The sequence below is a fragment of the Streptomyces chromofuscus genome (assembly GCF_015160875.1).
Lineage (GTDB): Bacteria > Actinomycetota > Actinomycetes > Streptomycetales > Streptomycetaceae > Streptomyces > Streptomyces chromofuscus.
Genome location: NZ_CP063374.1, coordinates 3,810,169 through 3,833,030, shown reverse-complemented (window position 1 = coordinate 3,833,030; position 22,862 = coordinate 3,810,169). Strand labels below are relative to the sequence as shown.

Here is a 22,862-nt window from a genome sequence, read left to right as displayed (position 1 = left end):
GTGGGGTAGGGGGACCGGGCGCGCCCGGGGAGGACGTGGTGGGGCTTACACCGCCATGCCGTACACGATGGTGAAGAGCGTGCCGAGGGAGCCGATGATGAAGACTCCGGTGAGGCCGGCGATGATCAGGCCCTTGCCCTGCTCCGCGCTGAAGGTGTCCCGGAGGGCCGTCGCGCCGATGCGCTGTTTGGCCGCCCCCCAGATGGCGATGCCGAGGCAGATGAGGATGGCCACCGCCATCACCACCTCGATCATCACCTTGGCCTCGTTGCCCAGGCTGCCGAAGGGGCCCCAGTCCGGAGCGATCCCGCCGATGATGGTGTTGATGTCTCCCTTGTCGGCCGCAAAGAGCATGTAAGTCACCGCCCCTGTTGGGTAGTTCCGCAGTCCCCTGCGGTGCGCAGAGGTCAGGCCTCATTCTCGCCGACAATGGCGCTGTCGTATGTCGACTTGGCGTCATTGCTTGGCGGGTTTCGTACGAATACCTCGTATCGTCACTCTGTGTATCACGGCCGGTAACGCCGGGCAACGAGGTGGGAGCGGAACCTGTGGTGTGGTGCCGTCGTTGTGCCTCTTTACGACCGGGCCCGTTTCCGGTGGTGGGTGGGGCGGTTGGTCGCGCCGGTGTTCGCCGGGTGCTCAGGGCGTCAGGATGAAGGCTATCGCCGTGTGCCGGGCGGGCGGTGACGAGGGGTCAGCGGGGGCGCAGTCCGTGCAGCAGGTGGTGGACGTGTTCGCCGATGCTGTCGAGGGCGGCCTGCGGCGGGAAGGTGCCGTTGGCCGTGAAGGCGGCGATGCCGTGGACGGTGGCGCCGGCGAGGAGGGTGATGTGTTCGGGGTCGCCCTCGACGATCTCGCCGCGCCCTTGCGCCTCCGCGATCAGGCGGGTGAGTGGTGTGATCGCGTGTTCCACGGCGGTGGCGAGCTGCTCGGAGACGTCCGGGTCGTGCTTGCGGGCGTACATCAGCTCCAGTAGTGCGGCGTTCTCGATGGCGAACCCGAGGTAGGCGCGCGCGAGGGCGGTGAACCGGTCCTCCAAGGGGAGGGCGGGGTCGTCCGCGGTCTGCAGGGCCCTGGTCATGCGCTCGAAGCCGGTGAGGGCGAGGGCGTCGAGCAGGGCCTGCTTGTCCTTGAAGTGCCGGCCCGGGGCGGCGTGGCTGACGCCGGTCTCGCGGGCGAGTTCGCGCAGGGACAGTGCGGCGGCGCCCTTGTCCCGCAGAGTGCGTTCCGCGCCGGCGAGCAGGGCGGCGCGCAGGTCTCCGTGGTGGTAGGGGCGGGGTTCGGGCATGCGCATCATCGTATCCCGATGTTGACGACGTCAGCTTTGTTGGCGTCGCCATCTTTGTTGTCATTGACAGCATTGTTGTCGTTGTCTACATTGAGTCCATGGCTACGGGAAAGAACACGCGCAGGACGAGCAAGTGGAACGTCGGTCGGCTGCCCGACCTCACCGGTCGGACGGTGGTCGTCACCGGCGCCAACAGCGGTATCGGGCTGGCGGCGACGGACGCGCTGGCGGGTGCGGGGGCGCATGTCGTCCTCGCGGTGCGCGATCCGGGGCGCGGGCGGGCGGCGGCGGCGAGCGTGCGCGGCAGTACGGAGGTCCGGCGGCTCGACCTCGCGGACCTCGCGTCGGTGCGGGAGTTCGCGCGGGAGTGGGGCGACCGTCCGCTGGACCTGCTGCTCAACAACGCGGGCGTGATGATGCTGCCCGAGCAGCGCACCAAGGACGGCTTCGAGATGCAGTTCGGCACGAACCATCTCGGCCACTTCGCCCTGACGAACCTGCTGCTGCCGTACGTCACCGATCGCGTGGTGACCGTGTCGTCGGGCGCCCACCGCTGGGGCGCCGGTGTCATCGACTTCGACGACCTGAACCTGACGAAGGGGTACACGCCGGTCCGCGCCTACGCCCAGTCCAAGCTGGCGAACCTCCTGTTCACCCTGGAGCTCCAGCGCCGGCTGACGGCAACCGGCTCCAGGGTTCGCACCCTGGCCGCCCACCCCGGCTACGCGGCCACCAACCTGCAGACCCACGCGGCAAACCCGGTGTCCCGCGCCCTGATGCAGCTCGGTAACAGGCTCTTCGCCCAGGACGACAAGGCCGGCGCCCTGCCGACCCTGTACGCCGCGGTCATGGACCTGCCGGGCGCGAGCTACGTGGGCCCGGACGGCCTCGGCGAGATGCGCGGCGCACCCACGCTGGTGGGCCGTTCGGCGGCGGCGAGCGATCCGACGACGGCGCGCCGGCTGTGGGCGGCGTCGGAGGAGCTGACGGGGGTCGCCTTTCCGCTGGGCGCCGGAGCGAAGGTGGTCTGACGAGCGGTCACGGGACCCGATGGCGGCCTCGGAGTGGTGACCGGCCCGGGAGAGTCCGGCAGGCGGCCACTCGATGGGGCCGGCTGCCTGACAGGCAGTACTGCGCCTCTGCGGGACCGCGGCGGGCATCGGCCTTTCGGGTCGACAGCCTGACGAGCGGTCACTGATGTCTGGCCGGACCGGTCCGGCCGAGTCGTCCGGGAAGCCGCCCTCTCTTTTGCCGCCCCTCCTTCTACACTGACCTGGGCGTACTCCCGGGCGGCGAGGGGCGGTTGACTGTGCGTAAGGCGTGGGTCGTGGCGGTGGCCGCGACGGGTGCCGGGGTCGCGTTCGTGATGCTGCTCGTCGTCGGGGTGTACCTCGTGGCCGGCAATCTGGTCAACGGCGTCGGCGGGGCCGGACGGAATCTGGCCAAGGGGTCCGTGCCCGCCGCCTATCAAGGGCTCGTACAGCGATGGGGCAATCTGTGCCCCGCCATCAACCCCGCCCTCCTCGCCGCGCAGTTGTACCAGGAGAGCGGGTTCAACCCGACCGCGCAGAGCCCGGCGCAGGCACAGGGGATAGCGCAGTTCATCCCGGGCACCTGGGCCACCCACGGCATCGACGGGGACGGGGACGGGGACCGGGACGTGTGGGACCCGAATGACGCGATCCCGTCGGCCGCGTCGTACGACTGCACGCTCGCGAAGTACGTGAAGGACGTGCCCGGGGACGCGACGAAGAACATGCTCGCGGCGTACAACGCGGGCGCGTACGCCGTCATCAGGTACGGGGGTGTGCCGCCGTACAAGGAGACCCAGAACTACGTCCGGGTGATCACGACGCTCCAGGAGAGCTTCGCCGCGCCCGTCGGGCGGGTCGATCCCTCCGAGCAGGCCGCCGGCGCCATTCACTACGCGCAGAAGAAGCTCGGCACGCTCTACCTGTGGGGCGGCAACGGTACGCCCGAGCAGGGCGGGCGCTTCGACTGCTCGGGTCTGACCAAGGCGGCGTACGAGAGTGTGGGCATCACCCTGCCCCGGGTCGCCAACGACCAGTACAACGCCGGGCCGCACCCGGATCGGGACGAGTTGCTGCCCGGGGATCTGGTGTTCTTCTCGGACGACCTCACCAACTCCCGGGCCATCCGGCACGTGGGGATCTACGTCGGCGGCGGGTACATGATCGACGCCCCGCGGCCGGGTGCGGTGATCCGCTTCGACCCGATCGACACCCCCGACTACTTCGGCGCCACCCGGGTCACCGAAGATGGCGCGAAAGCACTCCCCTCGGCGGTCTGAAAAGGGCTGAGACGGAGTGTGAAGCACACCCCTGAGCTGCGGCGATGTATCTCTCTTCGATAACGTCTGCGTGATCATTCCGTGGAATGTGGAACCCAGTGACGGAGGTCGTGCGTTCCTGTTGACGTAGCCGAGCGGACGTCGGTCGAGGCACGTGTCAACGGGTGTCGGCGGGACGGGTCCACCACGGGGATCGACGCGGATCTACACACCACGGGGGTGGGCGGAGCGGCGCACGCACGGGTGCGCCCGAAGACGACGACGAAGGGGCCGCTGCACCATGGCTGGACTCGCGCAATCCGGGTCGAACCCCGACGTCGAGCTGCTCTACGACATCAACGGCCTGGCCAAGGACGCGCCCCGGTGGTTCGACCGCGTCGTCGGGTTCGTCGGGGAGTACGGGCTGCTGCTCGCCATGACGCTGCTGCTGGTGTGGTGCTGGTGGAGCGTCCGCCGACGGAGCGGCATCTCCGGCGAGGAGGCGGCAGGGTCGGTCGCCGCGCTCGTGTGGGCGCCGCTGGCCGCGGGCGTCGCGGTGCTGGTGAACGTGCCGATACGGGGGTTCGTGGAGCGGCCCCGGCCGTTCCGTCAGCACCAGGGGCTGGAGGTCCTGGTCACCGGGAAGACCGACTTCTCCTTCGTCAGCGATCACGCGACCATCGCGATGGCGCTCGGGGTGGGGCTGTTCGTCGCCCATCGGACCCTCGGGCTCGTCGGCATCGGGCTGGCGCTGGTCGAGGGCTTCTGCCGGGTGTACATGGGCGTGCACTATCCGACGGACGTCATCGGCGGCTTCGCGCTCGGCACCGCCGTCGTGCTGCTGCTGTCGCCGTTGGCCATGGCCCTGCTGACGCCGGTGACGAAGGCCGTGGAGCGCTCGCCCCGGGCCGGCCGGCTGGTGCGGCGGCGGCGCGCGGTCGAGGAGCGGGACGCCCTGATCCCGGGAGCCCGCAAGGAGACCACCGGCGCTGAGGAGCGCGACCTCGCGGCCTAGTGCCGCGACAGGCAGCGTTCACCCCCTCCCGACGCCCGGCACGCCCTGTCGCCGCACCGGCCGGAAGCCCGAGTACATCCAGTACGACGGCCTCCGTCCGGCACTTCCCCAGCCTCCGGCCGGGGGGACCACCGGAGCACGCACCGGACGCCGCTCCTTGCCGGGCACACGTTGCCTGCCGCGGCACCAGGGCTCCGTCGGACGGGCCGTGGCTCGGGTTGGGCCGCAGAGGGCTTGTGACGGGCGCCGGCCCGGCCGGGTCTCACAGGGCCTGCGGGGACGTGAACACCCTGTCCGGGTCGTAGGTCCGCTTCAGCCGGGTCAGGCGGGGCGCCGCGTCCCCGTAGTACGCCGTCCGCCAGTTCCGCAGCGTCGGGTCCGTGTAGTTCTGGTACGCCGCTCCCGACGCGTACGGGCGCATCGCCGTGTGCGCCGAGTTCAGCCAGGACTGGGCCGTCGCGCCGGAGGTGCCGGCTCGCCAGGACACGAGGTACTGGGCCAGCATGCGCGACCGGCGGTGGACGAAGGCCGTCGCCGTGGGGGAGACGCGGTTGATCGCGCCGCCCAGGGCCGTGAGGGCGATGCTGCCCGCGCCGCCGCGTACCGACGGCGGCTGGGCCAGCAGGGCGCGGATGCCGGCCGCGGGGAGGGAGCGGTCGAAGAAGTCGGAGCGGGCGGCGTACGTCTCGCGGCCCAGGGCGCCCTCGGACGAGCGGCCGGGGGTCGTGCCGGGAAGGTGGCACTGGGCGTCGGTGGCGAAGGACGAGCAGCCGGCGTAGACCTCCATGGACTCCTCGTACGAGCGGCGCTTCAGGGAGACGTGGGACGCCGAGGAGTCGGCCCGGGCGGCGAGGCGGTCCACGGCGTTCTGGAGTTCGCCGTAGGTGCCCAGGGAGAAGGCGGCGACCGAGACGGTGGGGGTGCCGCCGGCCGCGTTCGCCAGGTGCAGGGACGACCAGATCTCGTCGGGCTGCGCCGGGCCCCACTCCTGCCAGGCCCGCACGACCGCCGCCGCCTTGCTCCACGGCCAGGTCAGGTACGCCGAGACCGCCTGCGGGGCCGGGTGGGTACGGAAGCGCAGCTCCGTGACGACGCCGAAATTGCCGTTGCCCGCGCCGCGCAGGGCCCAGAAGAGGTCGGGGTGGTGCGCGGCGTCGGCGGTGAGCCGGCGGCCGTCCGCCGTCACCAGGGTCGCCCCGGTGAGGCTGTCGCAGGTCAGGCCGTAAGCCCGGGAGACGACGCCGTGTCCGCCGCCCAGCACCAGGCCGGAGACGCCGACCGTCGGGCAGGAACCGGCGGGGATGGTGACGCCGTTGGCGGCGAGGGCGCGGTAGACGTCGATCAGCTTGGCGCCGGCGCCGACCACGGCGGTGCCGCCGCTCGCACGGACGCGGCCGAGCCGGGAGACATCGATGATCAGGCGGCCGTCGCCGGAGGACCAGCCGGCGTAGGAGTGGCCGCCGTTGCGGATCGCCACGCGTATGTGGTGGGTCCGGGCGTAGGCGAGGACGGTGGCGATGTCGTCGGGGTGGGCGACATAGGCGACGGCTGCGGGCTTCAGCGCGTCGAAGCGGGTGTTGTAGAGCTGCCGTGCGGTCGGCCAGGAGGCGTCGCCGGGGCGGACCAGGGTGCCGTCGAGATCACGGGCGAGCGCCGGCCAGCCGGCGGCGGCCGTGGCGGTGGCCGTACGGGCGCCGGTGCCGGTCGGGCCGTCGCCCCGGCCCGTGACGGGAGTGGCGCCCCGGCCCGTCGTGGGGGTCGCGGTGGCGGTGCCGGAGCCGCCGCTGCACGCCACCGCCGACGCGATCCCCGCGACCGCGACGACCCCGCCCCCGATGAACGTCCGCCGTTCCATGCCTGCCTCCCGCTGCCGCCGCCTGCATGAGGCAAGACGGCTTCTCGGGAGCGCGCGTTCCGCCGATGGGCCGCTTTCGGCCGCCCACTTCTGGGATGTCCGTAACCCGCGGTCACCTCCGCCACTCGTCCGTGATGTTCGATTCGGTGAGGAAACCGTGTACCTTCGTGCGGGATGCTGCATATGTACGCGCCTGAGTCGATTCCCGGGGGTAATCGGCGGTGCACGCGCAGGTGAGGGCGTCGGATGGAACCTTTGCGTGCCCTCCCCGTGAGCGTTCCGTGACCTAACCGCACCGACCGCAGGGGTTCACCCTCCGTTCACTTACGGCCATAGGCGGCTTCACCTGATCTGCCTAATTTCGGCCTTACCGGTGACGGGCGTGCTCGAAAACGCGTCCGTGCCGACCAGACTTCGCACGCCGCCGATCAGGACGGCGGCTCCTGGAAGGAACTCCCGAAAGTGAAGCTTCAGCGCATGAACCGGCGGGCCCTCACCCTCGGTGCTCTCGCCGTCTCCGGCGCCCTGGCCCTCACGGCGTGCGGCTCCGACGAGACCGGCAACGGCGGTGACTCGGCGGGCGCCAGCGCCGCCGCCACGGGCTCCATCGACTGCGGCGACGCCAAGGGCCAGCTGCTGGCCGACGGCTCCTCCGCGCAGAAGAACGCGATCGACGCCTGGGTCAAGGCGTTCACCGCCGAGTGCTCCGGCGTGCAGATCAACTACAAGGGCTCCGGCTCGGGCGCCGGTATCACGGCGTTCAACCAGGGCCAGGTCGCCTTCGCCGGCTCCGACTCCGCGCTGGACGAGGAAGAGATCGCCGCGTCCAAGGAAGTCTGCCAGGGCGGCCAGGGCATCGACCTCCCGATGGTCGGCGGCCCGATCGCCCTGTCCTACAACGTCCCGGGTGTCGACAACCTGGTGCTGGACGCCCCGACGATCGCCAAGATCTTCGACAGCAAGATCACCAAGTGGAACGACGCGGCGATCAAGAAGCTGAACCCCGAGGCCGACCTCCCCGACCTCAAGATCCAGGCGTTCCACCGCTCGGACGAGTCCGGCACCACGGACAACTTCACCAAGTACCTGATCGCCACCACCCCCGAGAACTGGAAGTACGAGGGTGGTAAGGCCTGGCAGGCCAAGGGCGGCCAGTCCGCGTCCGGTTCCTCCGGTGTCGCGCAGCAGGTCTCCCAGGTCTCCGGCGCCATCAGCTACATGGAGCTGTCCTACGCCGAGGGCATGAACGTCGTCGCCATCGACACGGGAGCCGCCGAGCCGGTCAAGGCCTCCACCGAGGCTGCCACCGCGGCCATCGCGGACGCCAAGGTCGTCGGCCAGGGCAAGGACCTCGCCCTGGAGATCAACTACAAGACCAAGGCCGAGGGCGCGTACCCGATCACCCTGGTCACCTACGAGATCGTCTGCGACAAGGGCAACAAGGCCGAGACGCTGCCCGCCACCAAGGCGTTCCTGAACTACGTCGCCGGCGAGGACGGCCAGGGCCTGCTGGCCGACGCCGGCTACGCGCCGATCCCCGACGAGATCATCGCCAAGGTCCGCACCACCATCGAGGGCCTGAGCTGACCTGAGTGCGCGGCCCGGCCCCCCGCCACAGGGGGCCGGGCCCCGCACCGTCCGGTGCACCGCCGCCAGGAGCCGTACGTCGAGTCCGGCTCCGCAGACCGGAGAACCTGATGGACATAACGACGAAGAACACTGCAGCACCTCCACCCATGTCCCAGCCGACGCAGGCCGAGCGCAAGCGCGCCGCCCGCGGCGCCACCCGGCCCGGTGACCGTATTTTCCTCGGTCTTTCCCGCGGGTCGGGCATTCTGCTGCTGACGATCATGGCCGCGATCGCGGTCTTCCTGACCTACCGCGCCGTCCTCGCCATCAGCGAGGACGAGGGCAACTTCCTCACGACCTTCGAGTGGAACACGGGCACCCAGCCGCCGGTCTTCGGCATCGCCGTGCTGGCCTTCGGCACCGTGGTGTCCTCGATCGTCGCCATGGTCATCGCGGTCCCCATCGCGGTCGCCATCGCGCTGTTCCTCACCCACTACGCCCCGCGCCGGCTGAGCGGTCCCATCGCCTATGTGATCGACCTGCTCGCCGCCGTGCCGTCCATCGTGTACGGCCTCTGGGGCGCCCTGATCCTCGTACCGCAGCTGAACGGCCTGTTCAGCTGGCTCGACGCGTACTTCGGCTGGACCGGCATCTTCGACTGGCAGGGCGGTCCGCCCCGCTCGATGCTCACGGTCGGCATCCTGCTGGCGATCATGATCCTGCCGATCATCACCAACGTCAGCCGTGAGGTCTTCCGCCAGGTCCCGCAGGCCCAGGAGGAGGCGGCCCTGGCCCTCGGCGCCACGCGCTGGGAGGTCATCCGGATGGCGGTGCTGCCGTTCGGCCGCTCCGGCGTGATCTCCGCGTCGATGCTCGGCCTCGGCCGCGCGCTCGGCGAGACGATGGCCGTCGCCACCGTGCTCTCCCCCTCCTTCGACATCCAGGCCAGCCTGCTCGACCCAGGCGGCGGTACGTTCGCCCAGAACATCGCCAGCAAGTTCGGTGAGGCGGACACCTTCGGCCGTGACGCGCTGATCGCCTCCGGTCTGGTCCTGTTCGTCATCACCCTGCTGGTCAACGGCGCGGCCCGCGCGATCATCGCCCGCCGCAAGGAGTACTCGGGGGCCAACGCATGAGCACCGTCGTCACCCACAAGCGCCCCAGCAGCCTGCGCGGCGCCAACCTGCCCAAGTGGGCACCGTGGGCGATCGCCGCCGGCTCCCTCGCCGTCGCGGTCGGCATCGGCCTGGCCGCCGGACTGCACAGCCGGATCCAGTGGGGCCTGATCGCCGCGATCCTCTACGTCCTCGGCACGTACGTCGTCGCGACGGCCGTCGAGGGCAAGCGGCAGGCCAAGGACCGGGTGGCCACCTCGCTGGTCTGGGTCTCCTTCCTGATCGCCGTGGTGCCGCTCGCCTCGCTGGTCTGGGCGACCGTCGAGCGCGGCACGAAGGTCCTGAACGGCTACTTCCTCACCCACTCGATGGGCGTCGTCGGTGACCGGGAGCCGGGTGGCGGCATCTACCACGCCATCATCGGCAGCCTGGAGCAGGTCGGCCTCGCCACGCTGATCGCCGCGCCGATCGGTGTGTTCACCGCGATCTACCTGGTCGAGTACGGGCGGGGCAACCTGGCCCGGGCCGTGACCTTCTTCGTCGATGTCATGACGGGCATCCCGTCGATCGTCGCCGGTCTGTTCATCCTCAGCATCATGCTGATCTTCGAGATGCAGCCGTTCGGCTTCGCCGGCTCTCTCGCGCTCGCGATCCTGATGATGCCGGTCGTGGTGCGGTCGACGGAGGAGATGCTCAAGCTCGTGCCGAACGAGCTGCGTGAGGCGTCCCTGGCGCTCGGCGTGCCGAAGTGGCGGACGATCCTGAAGGTCGTCCTGCCGACGGCGATCGGCGGTATCACCACCGGCATCATGCTGGCCGTCGCCCGTATCGCGGGTGAGACGGCGCCGGTGCTGCTGCTGGTGTTCGGCAACCCGTTCATCAACAACAACCCGTTTGAAGGGGCCCAGGCGTCGCTGCCGCTGTACATCTACCAGCAGTACTCCCAGAGCGCCGGTGCCGAACCTGCGTACGACCGTGCGTGGGCGGCGTCGCTGACGCTGATCGCCTTCGTGATGATCCTGAACCTGCTGGCCCGCGGCATCGCCCGCTGGAAGGCCCCCAAGACCGGTCGCTGACGCGGCCACTCAGCGACCGATTTTCCGAAAGAAGCAGTGATTTCACATGGCCAAGCGCATTGATGTCAGCGGCCTCAGCGCCTACTACGGTTCGTTCCGTGCCATCGAGGACATCTCGATGACCATCGAGCCCCGTTCGGTCACGGCCTTCATCGGGCCGTCGGGATGCGGCAAGTCGACCTTCCTGCGCACGCTCAACCGGATGCACGAGGTGACGTCCGGCGGGCGGGTCGAGGGCAAGGTCATGCTCGACGACGAGAACCTGTACGGCGCGGGCGTCGACCCCGTGTCCGTGCGGCGTGAGGTCGGCATGGTGTTCCAGCGGCCGAACCCGTTTCCGACGATGTCCGTGTACGACAACGTGGCGGCGGGTCTGAAGCTGCTGGGCTCGTACAAGAAGTCCCAGCTGGACGACATCGTGGAGCGGTCGCTCAAGGGAGCGAACCTCTGGAACGAGGTCAAGGACCGGCTGAACAAGCCGGGGTCGGGGCTGTCGGGTGGTCAGCAGCAGCGTCTGTGCATCGCGCGGGCGATCGCCGTCGAGCCCAACGTCCTGCTGATGGACGAGCCGTGCTCCGCGCTCGACCCGATCTCGACGCTCGCGATCGAGGATCTGATCGGGGAGCTGAAGGAGCGCTTCACGATCGTCATCGTGACGCACAACATGCAGCAGGCTGCGCGTGTGTCCGACCGGACGGCGTTCTTCAACCTGGCGGCCGTGGGGCAGCCGGGCAAGCTGATCGAGATCGACGACACGGAGCGGATCTTCTCCAACCCGTCGGTCCAGGCCACGGAGGACTACATCTCCGGCCGTTTCGGCTGATCAAGCTCCTCGCGGTGCTGCATGGCGGTGCCACCGCGAGGACGAAAAGGGCCCGCCCCTGGCTCCCGGGGGCGGGCCCCGTCGTTTGCGGCGGTCTTGTGTGGTCCGGGTCCGGGCGTCGTGCCGCGGTGGTGTGGTGCCGCGGTGGGGTGTTCGGTGCGGGTGCGGGTGCGGGTGCGGGTGCCGGTTTGCATGCCTGCGGCGGCCTGTGGCTGCGGGTGCGGGGTTGCTGTGGCGCCTGCGGTGTGTGCGTCGTCGGGGCGGCGCCGGGGGGTGTCCGTCCTCGGAACGGCGCGGAATCGGTCTCTGACCAACGCGCCCGGGTTGACGCGCCAACCGCTGCGGGCGGACACCCCGGCACGACCCCTTCGCGTCGTGGGCGGGTGCGGGGGCAACCGACAAACGACGCCGGGCCGTGCGGCTACGGCTGCGCTGCAGGGTCAACGCCGGGGCCGTGCGGCTAGGGGCTACAGGAACGCCAGGTACACGAGGCCGTAGGCGCCGGCTGCTACCGCTGCTGCTGCCGGCATCGTGATGAACCAGCCCAGGACGATGTTCTTGGCCACGCCCCAGCGGACCGCGTTCACGCGCTTCGTTGCGCCGACGCCCATGATGGCCGAGGTGATGGCGTGGGTCGTGGAGATGGGGGCCTTGAAGAGGAAGGCCGTGGTGAACATGATCGACGCGCCGGTGGTCTCGGCGGCGAAGCCCTGCGGGGGGTCGAGTTCGATGATGCGGCGGCCCAGTGTGCGCATGATGCGCCAGCCGCCGGCGTAGGTGCCCAGGGAGAGCATGACAGCGCAGGCGATCTTGACCCAGATCGGGATGGGGTCGCCGTAGTCCTCGACGTCCGCGATGACCAGGGCCATGACGACGATGCCCATCGTCTTCTGGGCGTCCTGGAGGCCGTGGCCGAGGGCCATGCCCGCCGCCGAGACGGTCTGCGCTATGCGGAAGCCGCGCTTGGCCTTGTGCGGGTTGGCGCGGCGGAAGATCCACATGATCGCCGTCATCACCAGGTAGCCGAGGATCAGGCCGACGACGGGGGACACGAACATGGGGATGATGATCTTGTCGAGGACGCCGTCCCAGTAGACGGTCGTGCCGCCGGCCAGGGCCGCGCCGACCATGCCGCCGAAGAGGGCGTGGGAGGAGGAGGACGGCAGGCCGAAGTACCAGGTGACGAGGTTCCAGGTGATGGCGCCGAGGAGGGCGGCGAAGAGGATGCCCATGCCCGTGGAGCCCTTGGGCGTTTCGATCAAACCCTCGCTGACCGTTTTCGCCACGCCGCTGCCGAGGAAGGCGCCGGCCAGGTTCATGACCGCGGCCATGGCCAGGGCGGCCTTCGGCGTCAGGGCGCGGGTCGACACGGACGTGGCGATCGCGTTCGCCGAGTCGTGGAAGCCGTTGGTGTAGGTGAAGAAGAGGGCGACCAGGATGGTCACGACCAGGGCAAAGGTGTCCATGGACGGGTCAGGACTCCTTGACGGCGATGGTCTCCACCGTGTTCGCCACGTGCTCGAACGCGTCGGCGGCCTCTTCGAGGACGTCGACGATCTGCTTGAGCTTCAGCACCTCGATCGCGTCGTACTTGCCGTTGAAGAGGTGGGCCAGGAGCTTGCGGTGGATCTGGTCGGCCTGGTTCTCGAGGCGGTTGACCTCGATCCAGTATTCGGTGAGGTTGTCCAGGGTGCGCAGGTGCGGCATCGCCTCGGCCGTCAGCTCGGCGGCGCGGGCGAGCACCTCGATCTGCTGCTCGACGCCCTTGGGGAGCTCCTCCACGTTGTAGAGGACGACCAGGTCGACGGCCTCCTCCATGAAGTCCATGATGTCGTCGAGGGAGGACGCGAGGGAGTAGATGTCCTCGCGGTCGAAGGGCGTGATGAACGAGGAGTTCAGCTGGTGAAAGATCGCGTGCGTGGCATCGTCACCGGCGTGTTCCGCTGCCCGCATGCGCTCTGCGATCTCGGCCCGGGCGGAAGCGTCCGCCCCGAGCAGTTCCATCAGGAGTTTCGAGCCGGTGACGATGTTGTCCGCGGACGCGGCGAACATGTCGTAGAAGCTCGTCTCCCTGGGGGTCAGACGAAAGCGCACGTGGGGTCCTCGGGGTGCATCGGTTTCGGTCAGGGTGATGCTAGGCGCATCATCCGGCCACGGCTAATGGGCCGTCCCCCAGTGTCGCCCATGGAATCCGCGCACCTGTACGGGGGCGGTTCGGTGGTCGACTCCGGGGAGCGGCCAAGGGCCGTATACCCAGCAAAATTCGGTACGATATACCCAGCAGGGGTATGTGGATGGAGGGTGCGCGATGACCACCGAGGCCGGCGAGGGTGTGGTGACCGACCATGACCGGGGCATCCACGGCTACCACAAGCAGAAGGACGAGCACCTGAAGCGGCTGCGCAGGATCGAGGGACAGATCCGCGGGCTGCAGAGGATGGTCGACGAGGACGTGTACTGCATCGACATACTCACGCAGGTGTCCGCCTCCACGAAGGCCCTCCAGTCCTTCGCCCTGCAACTGCTCGAGGAGCATCTGCGGCACTGCGTCGCCGATGCCGCGCTGAAGGGCGGGGACGAGGTCGACGCCAAGGTCGAGGAGGCCACGAAGGCCATCGGGCGGCTGCTGCGGACGTGAGCTTTCGCTCACCTCCCAAGGGGTCACCTCACGGGGGAGCCGTTCCCGCGCTCTTCGGCCACCCTCAGGACCTCGTCGATGCTCGCCAGGCTCAGCCGGTCCTCGTCCGCCGCGGAGGCGGCGATGATCAGCTCTCCGCACAGCTCGATCTCGGCGAGGGCCACGTGGTCCTGAACTGCCGTACCGCCGACCGGAGCCACGTGCATCACCTCTTCTCTGCCGTCACCGGCTTCCTAGAGTAGGGAGTGGCCTACACAACGCGCATGGCACGGACGGGCTAGTTCACGCCGGTCACTCCTCGGCGATCCGGCCGGCGTAGATGTCCTTCTCGGGCGGCAGGCGTACGTCGACGGGGGCGCCGAAGTCGTAGAGCAGGGTCGTGGACGCGACCGCCACGGTGCCTTCCTGCCGGCCGTTGACGAAGCTGAAGCGGTGCCGGATCTTGCGGATGCGGCCCTCGTCGTCCAGGAACACGTCGAACGGGACCTCGGCGGTGGCGAACCCTTTCGCCGCCGCCGCGAGCGAGGCCCGGCCGCCGGAGGAGGCGGTCCTGGCGGCCTTGGCGAGGTCGGCGGTGCCGCGGTAGTGGTGCACCGCGGTGCCGGCGACCCGGGTGCGGCCGACGTACGTCGCCGTGCGGGTGCCGCGCAGCACCTCCGCGGCGGCGTAGGGGTCCGTGGCGCCGCCGGTGACCAGGTTCCCGTCGGACAGCGTCGCGGTGTCGACGCGCACCCACTTGTCCGCCGGGACCCCGGCGCCCCGGTTCTTCATGTACAGGGCGCCGGGCGCGAGCAGCGCGGTGATCGGGCGGTGCTCGGTCTGGCCGGACGGGTCCTGGGGGAGCAGCACCTTCAACTCGCCGCGCCGGCGGGTGTAGTCGTAGACGCCCTCGCCGCGGATGGTGACGCGGGTGCCACCGGTCGCCATCTCCATCGACGTCCGGGCCTTGGACGTGCCCGCGTCGACCAGCGCGTCGGCGGCTCCGTGCAGGGTGCGGACCGGGTCGGCGGGGCGGGCGTCGTCGGCGGCCGCGCCGCTGCTCGTGCACCCGGAGGCGAGGAGGCAGGCGCAGGCCGTGAGCCCTGCCGCCACGACCGCTGTGCTCGTCCTGCCGTACTGCTCCGCCATCGCCTGCCTACCCCCAGCCGTACGTTCGTCTCGGGCCCCCTGTTGTTCGGGTTAACGAGGGGTAGGTTGAGCCGTCACGCGGGCGGTGGGGTGGTGGAGGCGTGCGCGGGGAGTGTGCGGCAGGGACGCGCGGGGGCGGCCGGGCGGGCCCGTGGAAGGCGCTCACCGGGCGTTCACCAGAGCTGTGTAACCTTCCCGGAGTGACAGAGCAGGATCGGTTCGCCCCAGGTCAGGACCATCCGGAGCATCGCACCAGCACGGTCGAACAGGGGCCCTTCTGCGTGGCTCGCTGTGTCTGCGGCTGGCGCGGTCCCGCGCGGCGGGCGCGGAGTCAGGCCCGGACGGACGCGGCGGGGCATGTGGCCGGATCCTGACGGTCCCCTCGACCGTCAGGGGACCTCACGCGTGGCGTATGGTCGCCAGTAGTTCGTCCACCAGTTCGCGGTCGCGGAACTGGGTCAGGCGCAGCCGGGCGGCCGCGGGGGGCAGCCACAGGATGCGGTCGACCTCGTCGCTCGGCGTGAAGCCGTGCGAGGCGGCCTCGGCCGCCCAGTAACGGACCTGCTTGGGGCGGCCGTTCGCCATGTAGTGCAGGGTGGGCAGCTCGGCGCCGGGCACCGCGGTGCAGCCGGTCTCCTCCTCGACCTCCCGCAAGGCGCCCGCCAGCGCGTCCTCGCCGCGCTTCAGCTTGCCCTTGGGGTGGGACCAGTCGTCGTACTTGGGCCGGTGGACGAGGCAGATCTCCAGGCCCTCGTCGACGGCGGAGCGGCGCCACAGGACGCAGCCGGCCGCCTGGACCGGGGTGTCCTTCGTGCCGTCCGGCCGCTGCTCACCGCTCCCTCGTGCGTTCAGGACGTACCCACCGTCTGCCTCTGCCACGACTGCTGGAACGCGAACCGTGCCGCCTCGACCTCGTGTCGCTGGTCGGCGTGCAGCACGCCGAGCGCGTACGCGGTCGCCGGCGCGATGCGCGGCGTGCGGGCCGCCGCCGCCGCTGCCGCCGCCGCCTCGGAGGCGTCGCGGTGCCGGTTGAGGGCCTGTCCCGCGGCCAGCAGGCGGACGTCGACGGGGGCCTCGCCGTGGAGGACCTCGCGGGCGTAGCGGTGCAGCCGCAGCAGGAGGCGGACCTGGTGCCAGGGGGCGTCCTGCGGGTGCGGGGCGGGGTCCGGGGACAGGCCGTGGATCAGCGCCTCCGCGTTGTACGGGTGGCCCGCGGTGACCAGCGGCAGGGCGGCCACCGCGTCCGTGAGGCGCTCCTCGGCCGCCGCCGCGTGCGGGCGGAGGTCGGTGGTGGCCGCGGCCGGGGTGAGGGGCACCTCGCTGGCCAGTACGGCGACCTTGTCGGCGACCGCGTGGAAGCGGGAGGAGCCGAGGGCCTGCAGGGCGCTGGAGTGGGCCCGGGTCCGGGCGAGGGTGAGCTGGCGTTCGAGCAGTGCGCCCGCCTTGGCCGCGCCCACGGTGAGGTTGCCGCGCTCGGGGGCCGCCGGAGGGCCGGCGGTGGGAGGCGCCGCCCCCACCGGGGCCGTGCCGACCCCACGACCGCCCGCGACGACACCGGCCGCGTCGCCGACCGCCGCCGCGCGGCCGGCCGCCGACTGGCTGGGGAAGGCCGCGCCCGACAGCCGGTGCAGGGCCTGGAGCAGCCGCTCCAGGCGAGCCGCGTAGGCGTGCTCCAGGGCCAGGGTGCCGGAGAGCCAGGCCAGTTCCGGGCGCATGCCCTCCGACCAGTCGGTGTCCAGCAGCGGACGGAACGTGTGCAGGCTGCCGCTGATGCGGCGGGCCGAGCGGCGCAGGGCTCGCGCCGCGTCGACGGTCTCCTCCGAGCCGTTGTGGCCGGCTCCGCCACCGGTCTCCCGGTGCTGGCGGAGTGCGCGGAGGAAGTCCGTGGCCTGGGCGCGCAGGTAGCCCGCGAGGGCGTCGCCGGTGGGGGCAGCTCCCTGCTCGAGCGAAGCCGAGAGCTTGGGGGACGGCCCGGCCATCGGGTCCGTCGGGTCAAGGTGTTGCTGTGCCACGCCGGCGCCTCCGGGCGTCTATGAGCATCTCCTGGACGTTCCGCAGGGGCCCGCCGTCGCCGTCCGTCGCGTGCCGGTTCCACTCGCCGTCCGGGCCCAGGTGCCAGGAGGCGGTGGAGTCGGACATGCCGGTCTCGAGGAGCCGGTTGAGCGCGGCGCGGTGCGCCGGGTCGACGACGCGGACCAGCGCCTCGATACGGCGGTCGAGGTTGCGGTGCATCATGTCGGCGCTGCCGATCCACACCTCTGGTTCGCCGCCGTTGCCGAAGGCGAAGATCCGGGAGTGTTCGAGGAAGCGGCCGAGGATCGAGCGGACCCTGACGTTCTCCGACAGGCCCGTCACGCCCGGCCGGATCGCGCAGATGCCGCGCACCCAGACGTCGACCGGCACGCCCGCCATGGACGCCCGGTACAGGGCGTCGATGACGGCCTCGTCGACCATCGAGTTGACCTTGACGCGGACGTAGGCGGGACGTCCGGCACGGTGGTGCTGGACCTCCTTGTTGATCCGCGCTATCAGGCCGTCGCGCAGGGACTTGGGGGCGACCAGCAGCCGGCGGTAGGTCTCCCGGCGGGAGTAGCCGGACAGCCGGTTGAACAGGTCGGACAGGTCCGCGCCGACCTGCGGGTCGGCGGTGAGCAGGCCGAGGTCCTCGTAGAGGCGGGCCGTCTTCGGGTGGTAGTTGCCGGTGCCGACGTGGCTGTACCGCCGCAGCGTGTCGCCTTCCTGGCGGACCACCAGCGACAGCTTGCAGTGGGTCTTCAGGCCGACCAGGCCGTAGACCACGTGGCAGCCGGCCTCCTCCAGCTTGCGCGCCCACTTGATGTTGGCGTGCTCGTCGAAGCGGGCCTTGATCTCCACCAGGACGAGGACCTGCTTGCCGGACTCGGCGGCGTCTATCAGCGCGTCCACGATGGGCGAGTCGCCGGAGGTGCGGTACAGGGTCTGCTTGATGGCGAGGACGTCCGGGTCGGACGCGGCCTGCTCCAGGAACGCCTGCACGGAGGTGGAGAAGGAGTCGTACGGGTGGTGCAGCAGGACGTCCCTGGCACGCAGCGCGGCGAAGATGTCGGGCGCGGACGCGGACTCGACCTCGGCCAGGTCGCGGTGGGTGCCGGCGATGAACTTCGGGTACTTCAGCTCGGGCCGGTCCAGGCTGTGGATGCGGAACAGGCCGGTCAGGTCGAGCGGGCCGGGCAGCGGGTAGACCTCGGCCTCGCTGATCTTCAGCTCGCGCACCAGCAGGTCCAGCACCTCGCGGTCGATGGACTCCTCGACCTCCAGGCGGACCGGCGGGCCGAACCGGCGCCGCATGAGCTCCTTCTCCAGGGCCTGGAGCAGGTTCTCCGCGTCGTCCTCCTCGACCTCCAGGTCCTCGTTCCTGGTCAGCCGGAAGGCGTGGTGCTCCAGCACCTCCATGCCCGGGAAGAGCTCCTCCAGGTGCGCGGCGATGACGTCCTCCAGCGGGACGTACCGGCCGGGGGCGGCTTCCAGGAAGCGGGAGAGCAGCGGGGGCACCTTGACGCGGGCGAAGTGCTTGTGGCCGCTGACCGGGTTGCGCACGACGACGGCCAGGTTCAGGGAGAGGCCGGAGATGTACGGGAAGGGGTGCGCGGGGTCCACGGCCAGCGGGGTCAGGACCGGGAAGATCTGGTGCCGGAAGAGGGTGAACAGGCGGGCCTGTTCCTTCTCGGTCAGCTCGCTCCAGCGGACCAGGTGGATGCCCTCGTCCGCGAGTGCGGGGGCGACGTCCTCGTGGTAGCAGGCGGCGTGCCGGGCCATGAGCTCGCGGGAGCGGGCCCAGATCATCTCCAGGACCTGCATCGGCTGGAGCCCGGAGGCGGAGCGGGTGGCGACGCCGGTGGCGATGCGGCGCTTCAGCCCTGCCACCCGGACCATGAAGAACTCGTCCAGGTTGCTGGCGAAGATCGCGAGGAAGTTGGCGCGCTCCAGGAGCGGCGTGTTCGGGTCCTCGGCGAGCTCCAGGACGCGCTCGTTGAACGCCAGCCAGCTGCGCTCACGGTCGAGGAACCGGCCCTGAGGCAGCTGGACGCCGTCCACTCGCGCGTCCTCGTAGACGTCGAGGTCGGAGTCGAGGTCGGGTTCGAGGTCGGAGACCGTGGCCGAGACCGTGTGCGGGCGGTGCGCGGCGATGGAGCCCACCGAGGGCTGTACGTGCTGGACCTCTGCCGGGGCGTTCTGCTGGCTCATGGCCCCATTGTTCCGCGCCTGGGGCGAAACGGGCGCGTCGGACCGGGCGGGCGGGAGCATCGCGGCCCCGGTCCCCGCGCGGCCCTCGGGGGGCGGCGAAGGCTCTGGCACAGCGGGCGTCATTGGCCGAGCGTCGCAAGCCTGGCTGAATCAATGGTTACGGAGACATGACGTGCGGGATAGCGCGGGGCGGCTCCCCGGAGTCCATGGCGGCTCGGGCGACCGGCGTTGCCGGGGTCGCTGGGGCAATTGGGGCCATAGGTACTGAGGGGATGAGTGGGCTTTCAGTTGCCAGTGGGGCCACCAGGGCTGCCGAACCTGCTGTGACCGTGTCGGTCACGGCTGTCCGTCCCCGCCCCGCCCCTGTTCCGCGAACTCTTCCGCGAACTGCTCGTCCAGGACGGCGGCGAACAGCGCGGCCACGTCCTCGCGCTCCAGCCCTGCCCCGCGTGCCTGTGCCGCCCACGCCACCAGCTCCGCCCGCAGCGGGGAGTCGGCCGGGGCGGCGCCCAGCGACCGCCGGACGAACGTGCCGAGGCCGCGCCGCGCCTCGACCAGGCCCTCGCGCTCCAGCTCGCGGTAGGCCTTGAGCACGGTGTTCGGGTTGATGGCGGTGGCCTCGACGACCTCACGGGCCGTGGGCAGCCGGTCGCCGGGCCGCAACAGGCCCAGCCGCAGGGCCTGTTTGGTCTGCTGGACGATCTGGACGTAGGTGGCGACGCCGCTGCGCCGGTCGATGCGGTACTCGACCACTCGGACACCACCCTTTCACTAATTGAGTAGTGAAAGGGTGGTGCAAAGGAGGGGGCGGCGTCAAGATTGGCGCCCCCTTCCGGGGGTCATGCGCGGACACGCCTCACGTCTCGGTCCGGTACATCAGGTCCGTCTCGTACGTCGTGAAGCCCATCCGCTCGTAGACGCTCACCGCCGCCTTGTTGTCGGCGTCGACGTACAGCATCGCCGTCGGCAGCGCCTGCGCCGCCAGGTGCCGCAGGCCGATCGAGGTGAGCGCCTTGCCCAGCCCGGTGCCCTGCGCGCCCGGCGCGACACCGAGCACGTACACCTCGCCCAGTTGTTCCTCGGCGTGCACCTTCGTCCAGTGGAAGCCGACGAGTTCGTCGCCGCGGAAGGCGAGGAAGAAGCCCGCCGGGTCGAACCACGGCTCGGCCTTGCGGTCGTCCAGGTCCCGCTGGGTGAGCGAGCCCTGCTCGGGATGGTGGGCGAACGCGGCGGCGTTGACGGCCAGCCAGGCCGCGTCGTCCTGCCCGGGCACGAAGGCGCGCACGGTCACGCCCTCGGGCAGGGCCGGCTCGGGCAGGTCGAAACCGGTCAACGGCCGCCGCATCTGCCGCAGTTCGCGGAACAGGGTGAGGCCGAGCACCTGGGCGAGGTGCCGGGCCGCGGCGTGGCCGCCGTGCGCCCACAGCCGCAGCCGCTTGCCGGACGCGGCGAGCAGGGCGGAGCCGAGGGCGCGGCCGTGCCCGTGGCCGCGGTGGGAGGGGTGGACGACCAGCTCGGCGGCCGGCGCCTCGACCGGGTCGGTGTCCTCCAGTTGGGCGTAGCCGAGGAGTTGGCCGCCGACGACGAGCAGCAGATGGGACACGCCCTCGCGGGCGCCGCCGCGGATCCGGAGCCGGCCCTGCTCGGACACCGCCTGCTGCCCGTCGGACCGCGCCGCCGCCGCGAGCAGGTCGAGTACGGCCTCGGTCTGCTCCGGGGTGAGCGCGGCGCGAGTCTCGATGGAACGGGAGAGGGAGCCGTCGGCCCGTGCGCTGTCGTCGCTGGTCATGCCTACGAGGGTACGGGGCGGGCCCGGCGAAGTGGTGGCACCGGCGGCGCAGCGGCCGACGGGCGGCGGACCACCAGTGGGATACCAGGATGTAACCACGAACCCCTGTCGCGCTACGCGCGTTGACCTTAGGCTGCCGCGGGACGGAGCCACGTCCCAGGAACCTCAGCCGACCCATCAGGGGGGCACATGCCGGCCACACCTCGACCGCACCGCAGACGACGTACCACCCGGCTGCTCGCCGCAGCCGCCGGACTCGCCACCGCCGGCGCGCTGGCGGCGGCACTGCCGTCGACCGCGAGCGCCGACGACGACCGCGGCGGCCAGCGGACCGGCCGCTACCAGGACGTGCAGCTGCTGTCCTTCAACGACCTGCACGGCAACCTCGAAGCGCCGGCCGGCTCCTCGGGCCGCGTCACCGAGGTGCACGAGGACGGCACGACCACGACCGTCGACGCGGGCGGCGTCGAGTACCTCGCCACGCACCTGCGCCAGGCCCGCGAGGGCCAGAAGTACTCGATCACCGCGGCCGGCGGCGACATGGTCGGCGCCTCCCCGCTCATCTCGGGCCTGTTCCACGACGAGCCCACCATCGAGGCGCTGAACAAGCTCGACCTGGACGTGACGAGCGTCGGAAACCACGAGTTCGACGAGGGCGCCAAGGAGCTTCGCCGCCTCCAGTACGGCGGCTGCCACCCCACCGAGGGCTGCTACACGGACGAGGAGTTCGAGGGCGCCGACTTCCCCTACCTCGCGGCCAACGTCCTCGACGACAAGACCGGCAAGCCGATCCTCAAGCCCTACTGGGTGTGGCAGAAGAACGGCGTCAAGGTCGGCTTCATCGGCGTGACCCTGGAGGGCACCCCGGACATCGTCTCCGCCGAGGGCGTCGCGGGCCTCACCTTCAAGGACGAGGTCGAGACGATCAACAAGTACGCCAGGGTCCTCCAGCGGCAGGGCGTGAAGTCGATCGTCGCCCTGGTCCACGAGGGCGGCTTCCCCGCCTCGTCGGCGTACAACTACGACTGCGACTCGCCGGGCGCGGGCGACGGCATCTCCGGCCCGATCGTCGACATCGCCAAGAACGTCACCCCGCAGGTCGACGCGCTCGTCACCGGCCACACCCACGCGGCGTACGTGTGCACGATCAACGACCCGTCGGGCAGGCCCCGCATGGTCACCTCGGCGTCCTCCTTCGGCCGTCTCTACACCGACACGACCCTGACGTACGACCGGTGGACGGGTGACATCGCCCGTACGTCCGTGAAGTCGGCGAACCACGTGGTCACCCGTGACGTCCCCAAGGCGCCCGACATGACGCAGCTGATCAGCGAGTGGAACACCCTCGCCGCGCCCATCGGCAACCGCGCCATCGGCCACATCTCCGCCGACATCACCAACACGGGCACCGAGTCCCCGCTCGGCGACCTGATCGCCGACGCCCAGCTCGCCTACGGCAAGGAGCTGGACCCGGAGACCGACCTGGCGCTGATGAACCCCGGCGGCATCCGGGCGCCCCTTACGTACGCGGCCAAGGCCGGTGAGGGCGACGGCGTGGTGACCTACGCCGAGGGCTTCACGGTCCAGCCGTTCGCCAACACCGTCAACCTCCAGGACATCACCGGCACGCAGTTGGTCCAGATCCTCAAGGAGCAGGTGAGCGGCGCCAACCTGGCCGCGCCGAAGGTGCTCCAGCCGTCCGCCGGACTGACCTACACCCTGGACCTGACCAAGAGCGGCGCCGACCGCGTGGTCACGGACTCCATCAGGCTGAACGGCGCGGCGATCGACCCGTCGGCGGTGTACCGCGTCGCGACCAACAGCTTCCTCGCGGGCGGCGGCGACGGCTTCCCCACGCTGGGTGAGGGCACCAACGACCTCGTCGGCGCGGACGACCTGACGGCACTGGAGAAGTACCTGACGGCCAACTCCTCGGCGGGCAGCCCGATCGCGCCGCCGGCGGCGAACCGGATCACGATCGTGCGCTAGGGACGCGGACCGGTTCACCGCCGTCGGAAGGCCGCGGTGAACCGGACCGCCCGTGCGCCGGCG

General features: G+C 70.8%; 21 protein-coding genes. 9 read left to right on the top strand and 12 right to left on the bottom strand.

Features of this window, described 5'->3' with window-relative positions:
• Positions 1-45: 45 nt before the first annotated feature.
• The gene (locus IPT68_RS17275) at positions 46-354 is read right to left on the bottom strand and encodes a hypothetical protein (RefSeq protein ID WP_004000049.1); all 309 of its coding nucleotides are present in this window, start codon (positions 352-354) and stop codon (positions 46-48) included.
• Between the two features lie 340 nt (positions 355-694).
• Positions 695-1,297: a TetR/AcrR family transcriptional regulator gene (locus IPT68_RS17270; protein WP_189701782.1), complete on the bottom strand. Its 603-nt coding sequence runs from the start codon at positions 1,295-1,297 to the stop codon at positions 695-697.
• 89 nt (positions 1,298-1,386) lie between these two features.
• On the opposite strand from IPT68_RS17270, the gene IPT68_RS17265 reads away from it, so the two are divergent.
• The 3 genes from IPT68_RS17265 to IPT68_RS17255 all read left to right on the top strand — a co-directional run bounded on the left by IPT68_RS17265 (position 1,387) and on the right by IPT68_RS17255 (position 4,593).
• Positions 1,387-2,319, top strand: coding sequence for an oxidoreductase (locus IPT68_RS17265; protein ID WP_189701783.1), 933 nt, complete (start codon positions 1,387-1,389; stop codon positions 2,317-2,319).
• 272 nt (positions 2,320-2,591) lie between these two features.
• Positions 2,592-3,599 carry a C40 family peptidase gene (locus IPT68_RS17260; RefSeq protein ID WP_228039735.1) on the top strand — a complete coding sequence of 336 codons (1,008 nt, stop codon included), beginning with the start codon at positions 2,592-2,594 and terminating at the stop codon, positions 3,597-3,599.
• 280 nt (positions 3,600-3,879) lie between these two features.
• Positions 3,880-4,593 (top strand): phosphatase PAP2 family protein, encoded by a 714-nt coding sequence (locus IPT68_RS17255; protein ID WP_189701784.1) that lies wholly within the window; start codon positions 3,880-3,882, stop codon positions 4,591-4,593.
• Positions 4,594-4,855: 262 nt separating this feature from the next.
• Here IPT68_RS17255 and IPT68_RS17250 read toward each other — a convergent pair whose 3' ends face one another.
• Positions 4,856-6,448: an FAD-binding oxidoreductase gene (locus tag IPT68_RS17250; protein ID WP_189701785.1), complete on the bottom strand. Its 1,593-nt coding sequence runs from the start codon at positions 6,446-6,448 to the stop codon at positions 4,856-4,858.
• A 462-nt stretch (positions 6,449-6,910) separates the two neighbouring features.
• Between IPT68_RS17250 and pstS the strand changes: the two genes are divergently transcribed.
• The 4 genes from pstS to pstB all read left to right on the top strand — a co-directional run bounded on the left by pstS (position 6,911) and on the right by pstB (position 11,031).
• Complete coding sequence (gene pstS, locus IPT68_RS17245) at positions 6,911-8,035, top strand: phosphate ABC transporter substrate-binding protein PstS (RefSeq protein WP_189701786.1); 1,125 nt, start codon at positions 6,911-6,913, stop codon at positions 8,033-8,035.
• 110 nt (positions 8,036-8,145) lie between these two features.
• Positions 8,146-9,153 (top strand): phosphate ABC transporter permease subunit PstC, encoded by a 1,008-nt coding sequence (gene pstC, locus IPT68_RS17240; protein ID WP_189701787.1) that lies wholly within the window; start codon positions 8,146-8,148, stop codon positions 9,151-9,153.
• Positions 9,150-10,208 (top strand): phosphate ABC transporter permease PstA, encoded by a 1,059-nt coding sequence (gene pstA / locus IPT68_RS17235; RefSeq protein ID WP_189701788.1) that lies wholly within the window; start codon positions 9,150-9,152, stop codon positions 10,206-10,208. The genes pstC and pstA overlap by 4 nt, the downstream gene beginning before the upstream one ends.
• Positions 10,209-10,254: 46 nt before the next feature.
• On the top strand, positions 10,255-11,031 hold the full coding sequence (pstB, locus tag IPT68_RS17230) for a phosphate ABC transporter ATP-binding protein PstB (RefSeq protein ID WP_189701789.1): 777 nt from the start codon (positions 10,255-10,257) through the stop codon (positions 11,029-11,031).
• A 467-nt stretch (positions 11,032-11,498) separates the two neighbouring features.
• Here pstB and IPT68_RS17225 read toward each other — a convergent pair whose 3' ends face one another.
• Both IPT68_RS17225 and IPT68_RS17220 read right to left on the bottom strand, forming a co-directional pair.
• Entirely contained in the window at positions 11,499-12,497 is a 999-nt protein-coding gene (locus IPT68_RS17225) for an inorganic phosphate transporter (RefSeq protein WP_189701790.1), read from the bottom strand.
• A gap of 7 nt (positions 12,498-12,504) precedes the next feature.
• Positions 12,505-13,125 carry a DUF47 domain-containing protein gene (locus IPT68_RS17220; RefSeq protein WP_053759661.1) on the bottom strand — a complete coding sequence of 207 codons (621 nt, stop codon included), beginning with the start codon at positions 13,123-13,125 and terminating at the stop codon, positions 12,505-12,507.
• 214 nt (positions 13,126-13,339) lie between these two features.
• Between IPT68_RS17220 and IPT68_RS17215 the strand changes: the two genes are divergently transcribed.
• The gene (locus IPT68_RS17215) at positions 13,340-13,669 is read left to right on the top strand and encodes a metal-sensitive transcriptional regulator (protein ID WP_228039734.1); all 330 of its coding nucleotides are present in this window, start codon (positions 13,340-13,342) and stop codon (positions 13,667-13,669) included.
• 23 nt (positions 13,670-13,692) lie between these two features.
• On the opposite strand, the gene IPT68_RS17210 is transcribed toward IPT68_RS17215, so the two are convergent.
• The 7 genes from IPT68_RS17210 to mshD all read right to left on the bottom strand — a co-directional run bounded on the left by IPT68_RS17210 (position 13,693) and on the right by mshD (position 20,810).
• The gene (locus IPT68_RS17210) at positions 13,693-13,875 is read right to left on the bottom strand and encodes a hypothetical protein (protein ID WP_189701791.1); all 183 of its coding nucleotides are present in this window, start codon (positions 13,873-13,875) and stop codon (positions 13,693-13,695) included.
• Between the two features lie 85 nt (positions 13,876-13,960).
• Positions 13,961-14,797, bottom strand: coding sequence for a hypothetical protein (locus tag IPT68_RS17205; RefSeq protein ID WP_189701792.1), 837 nt, complete (start codon positions 14,795-14,797; stop codon positions 13,961-13,963).
• A gap of 399 nt (positions 14,798-15,196) precedes the next feature.
• The gene (locus IPT68_RS17200) at positions 15,197-15,649 is read right to left on the bottom strand and encodes an NUDIX hydrolase (protein ID WP_189701840.1); all 453 of its coding nucleotides are present in this window, start codon (positions 15,647-15,649) and stop codon (positions 15,197-15,199) included.
• On the bottom strand, positions 15,646-16,809 hold the full coding sequence (locus IPT68_RS17195) for a CHAD domain-containing protein (RefSeq protein WP_189701793.1): 1,164 nt from the start codon (positions 16,807-16,809) through the stop codon (positions 15,646-15,648). Before IPT68_RS17195 ends, IPT68_RS17200 begins: the two co-directional genes overlap by 4 nt.
• Positions 16,790-19,021, bottom strand: coding sequence for an RNA degradosome polyphosphate kinase (locus tag IPT68_RS17190; protein ID WP_189701794.1), 2,232 nt, complete (start codon positions 19,019-19,021; stop codon positions 16,790-16,792). The genes IPT68_RS17195 and IPT68_RS17190 overlap by 20 nt, the downstream gene beginning before the upstream one ends.
• Before the next feature lie 336 nt (positions 19,022-19,357).
• Entirely contained in the window at positions 19,358-19,774 is a 417-nt protein-coding gene (locus tag IPT68_RS17185; RefSeq protein ID WP_189701795.1) for a GntR family transcriptional regulator, read from the bottom strand.
• 103 nt (positions 19,775-19,877) lie between these two features.
• On the bottom strand, positions 19,878-20,810 hold the full coding sequence (mshD, locus tag IPT68_RS17180; protein WP_189701796.1) for a mycothiol synthase: 933 nt from the start codon (positions 20,808-20,810) through the stop codon (positions 19,878-19,880).
• A gap of 189 nt (positions 20,811-20,999) precedes the next feature.
• Between mshD and IPT68_RS17175 the strand changes: the two genes are divergently transcribed.
• Positions 21,000-22,799: a bifunctional metallophosphatase/5'-nucleotidase gene (locus IPT68_RS17175; protein WP_189701797.1), complete on the top strand. Its 1,800-nt coding sequence runs from the start codon at positions 21,000-21,002 to the stop codon at positions 22,797-22,799.
• Positions 22,800-22,862: the final 63 nt, after the last annotated feature.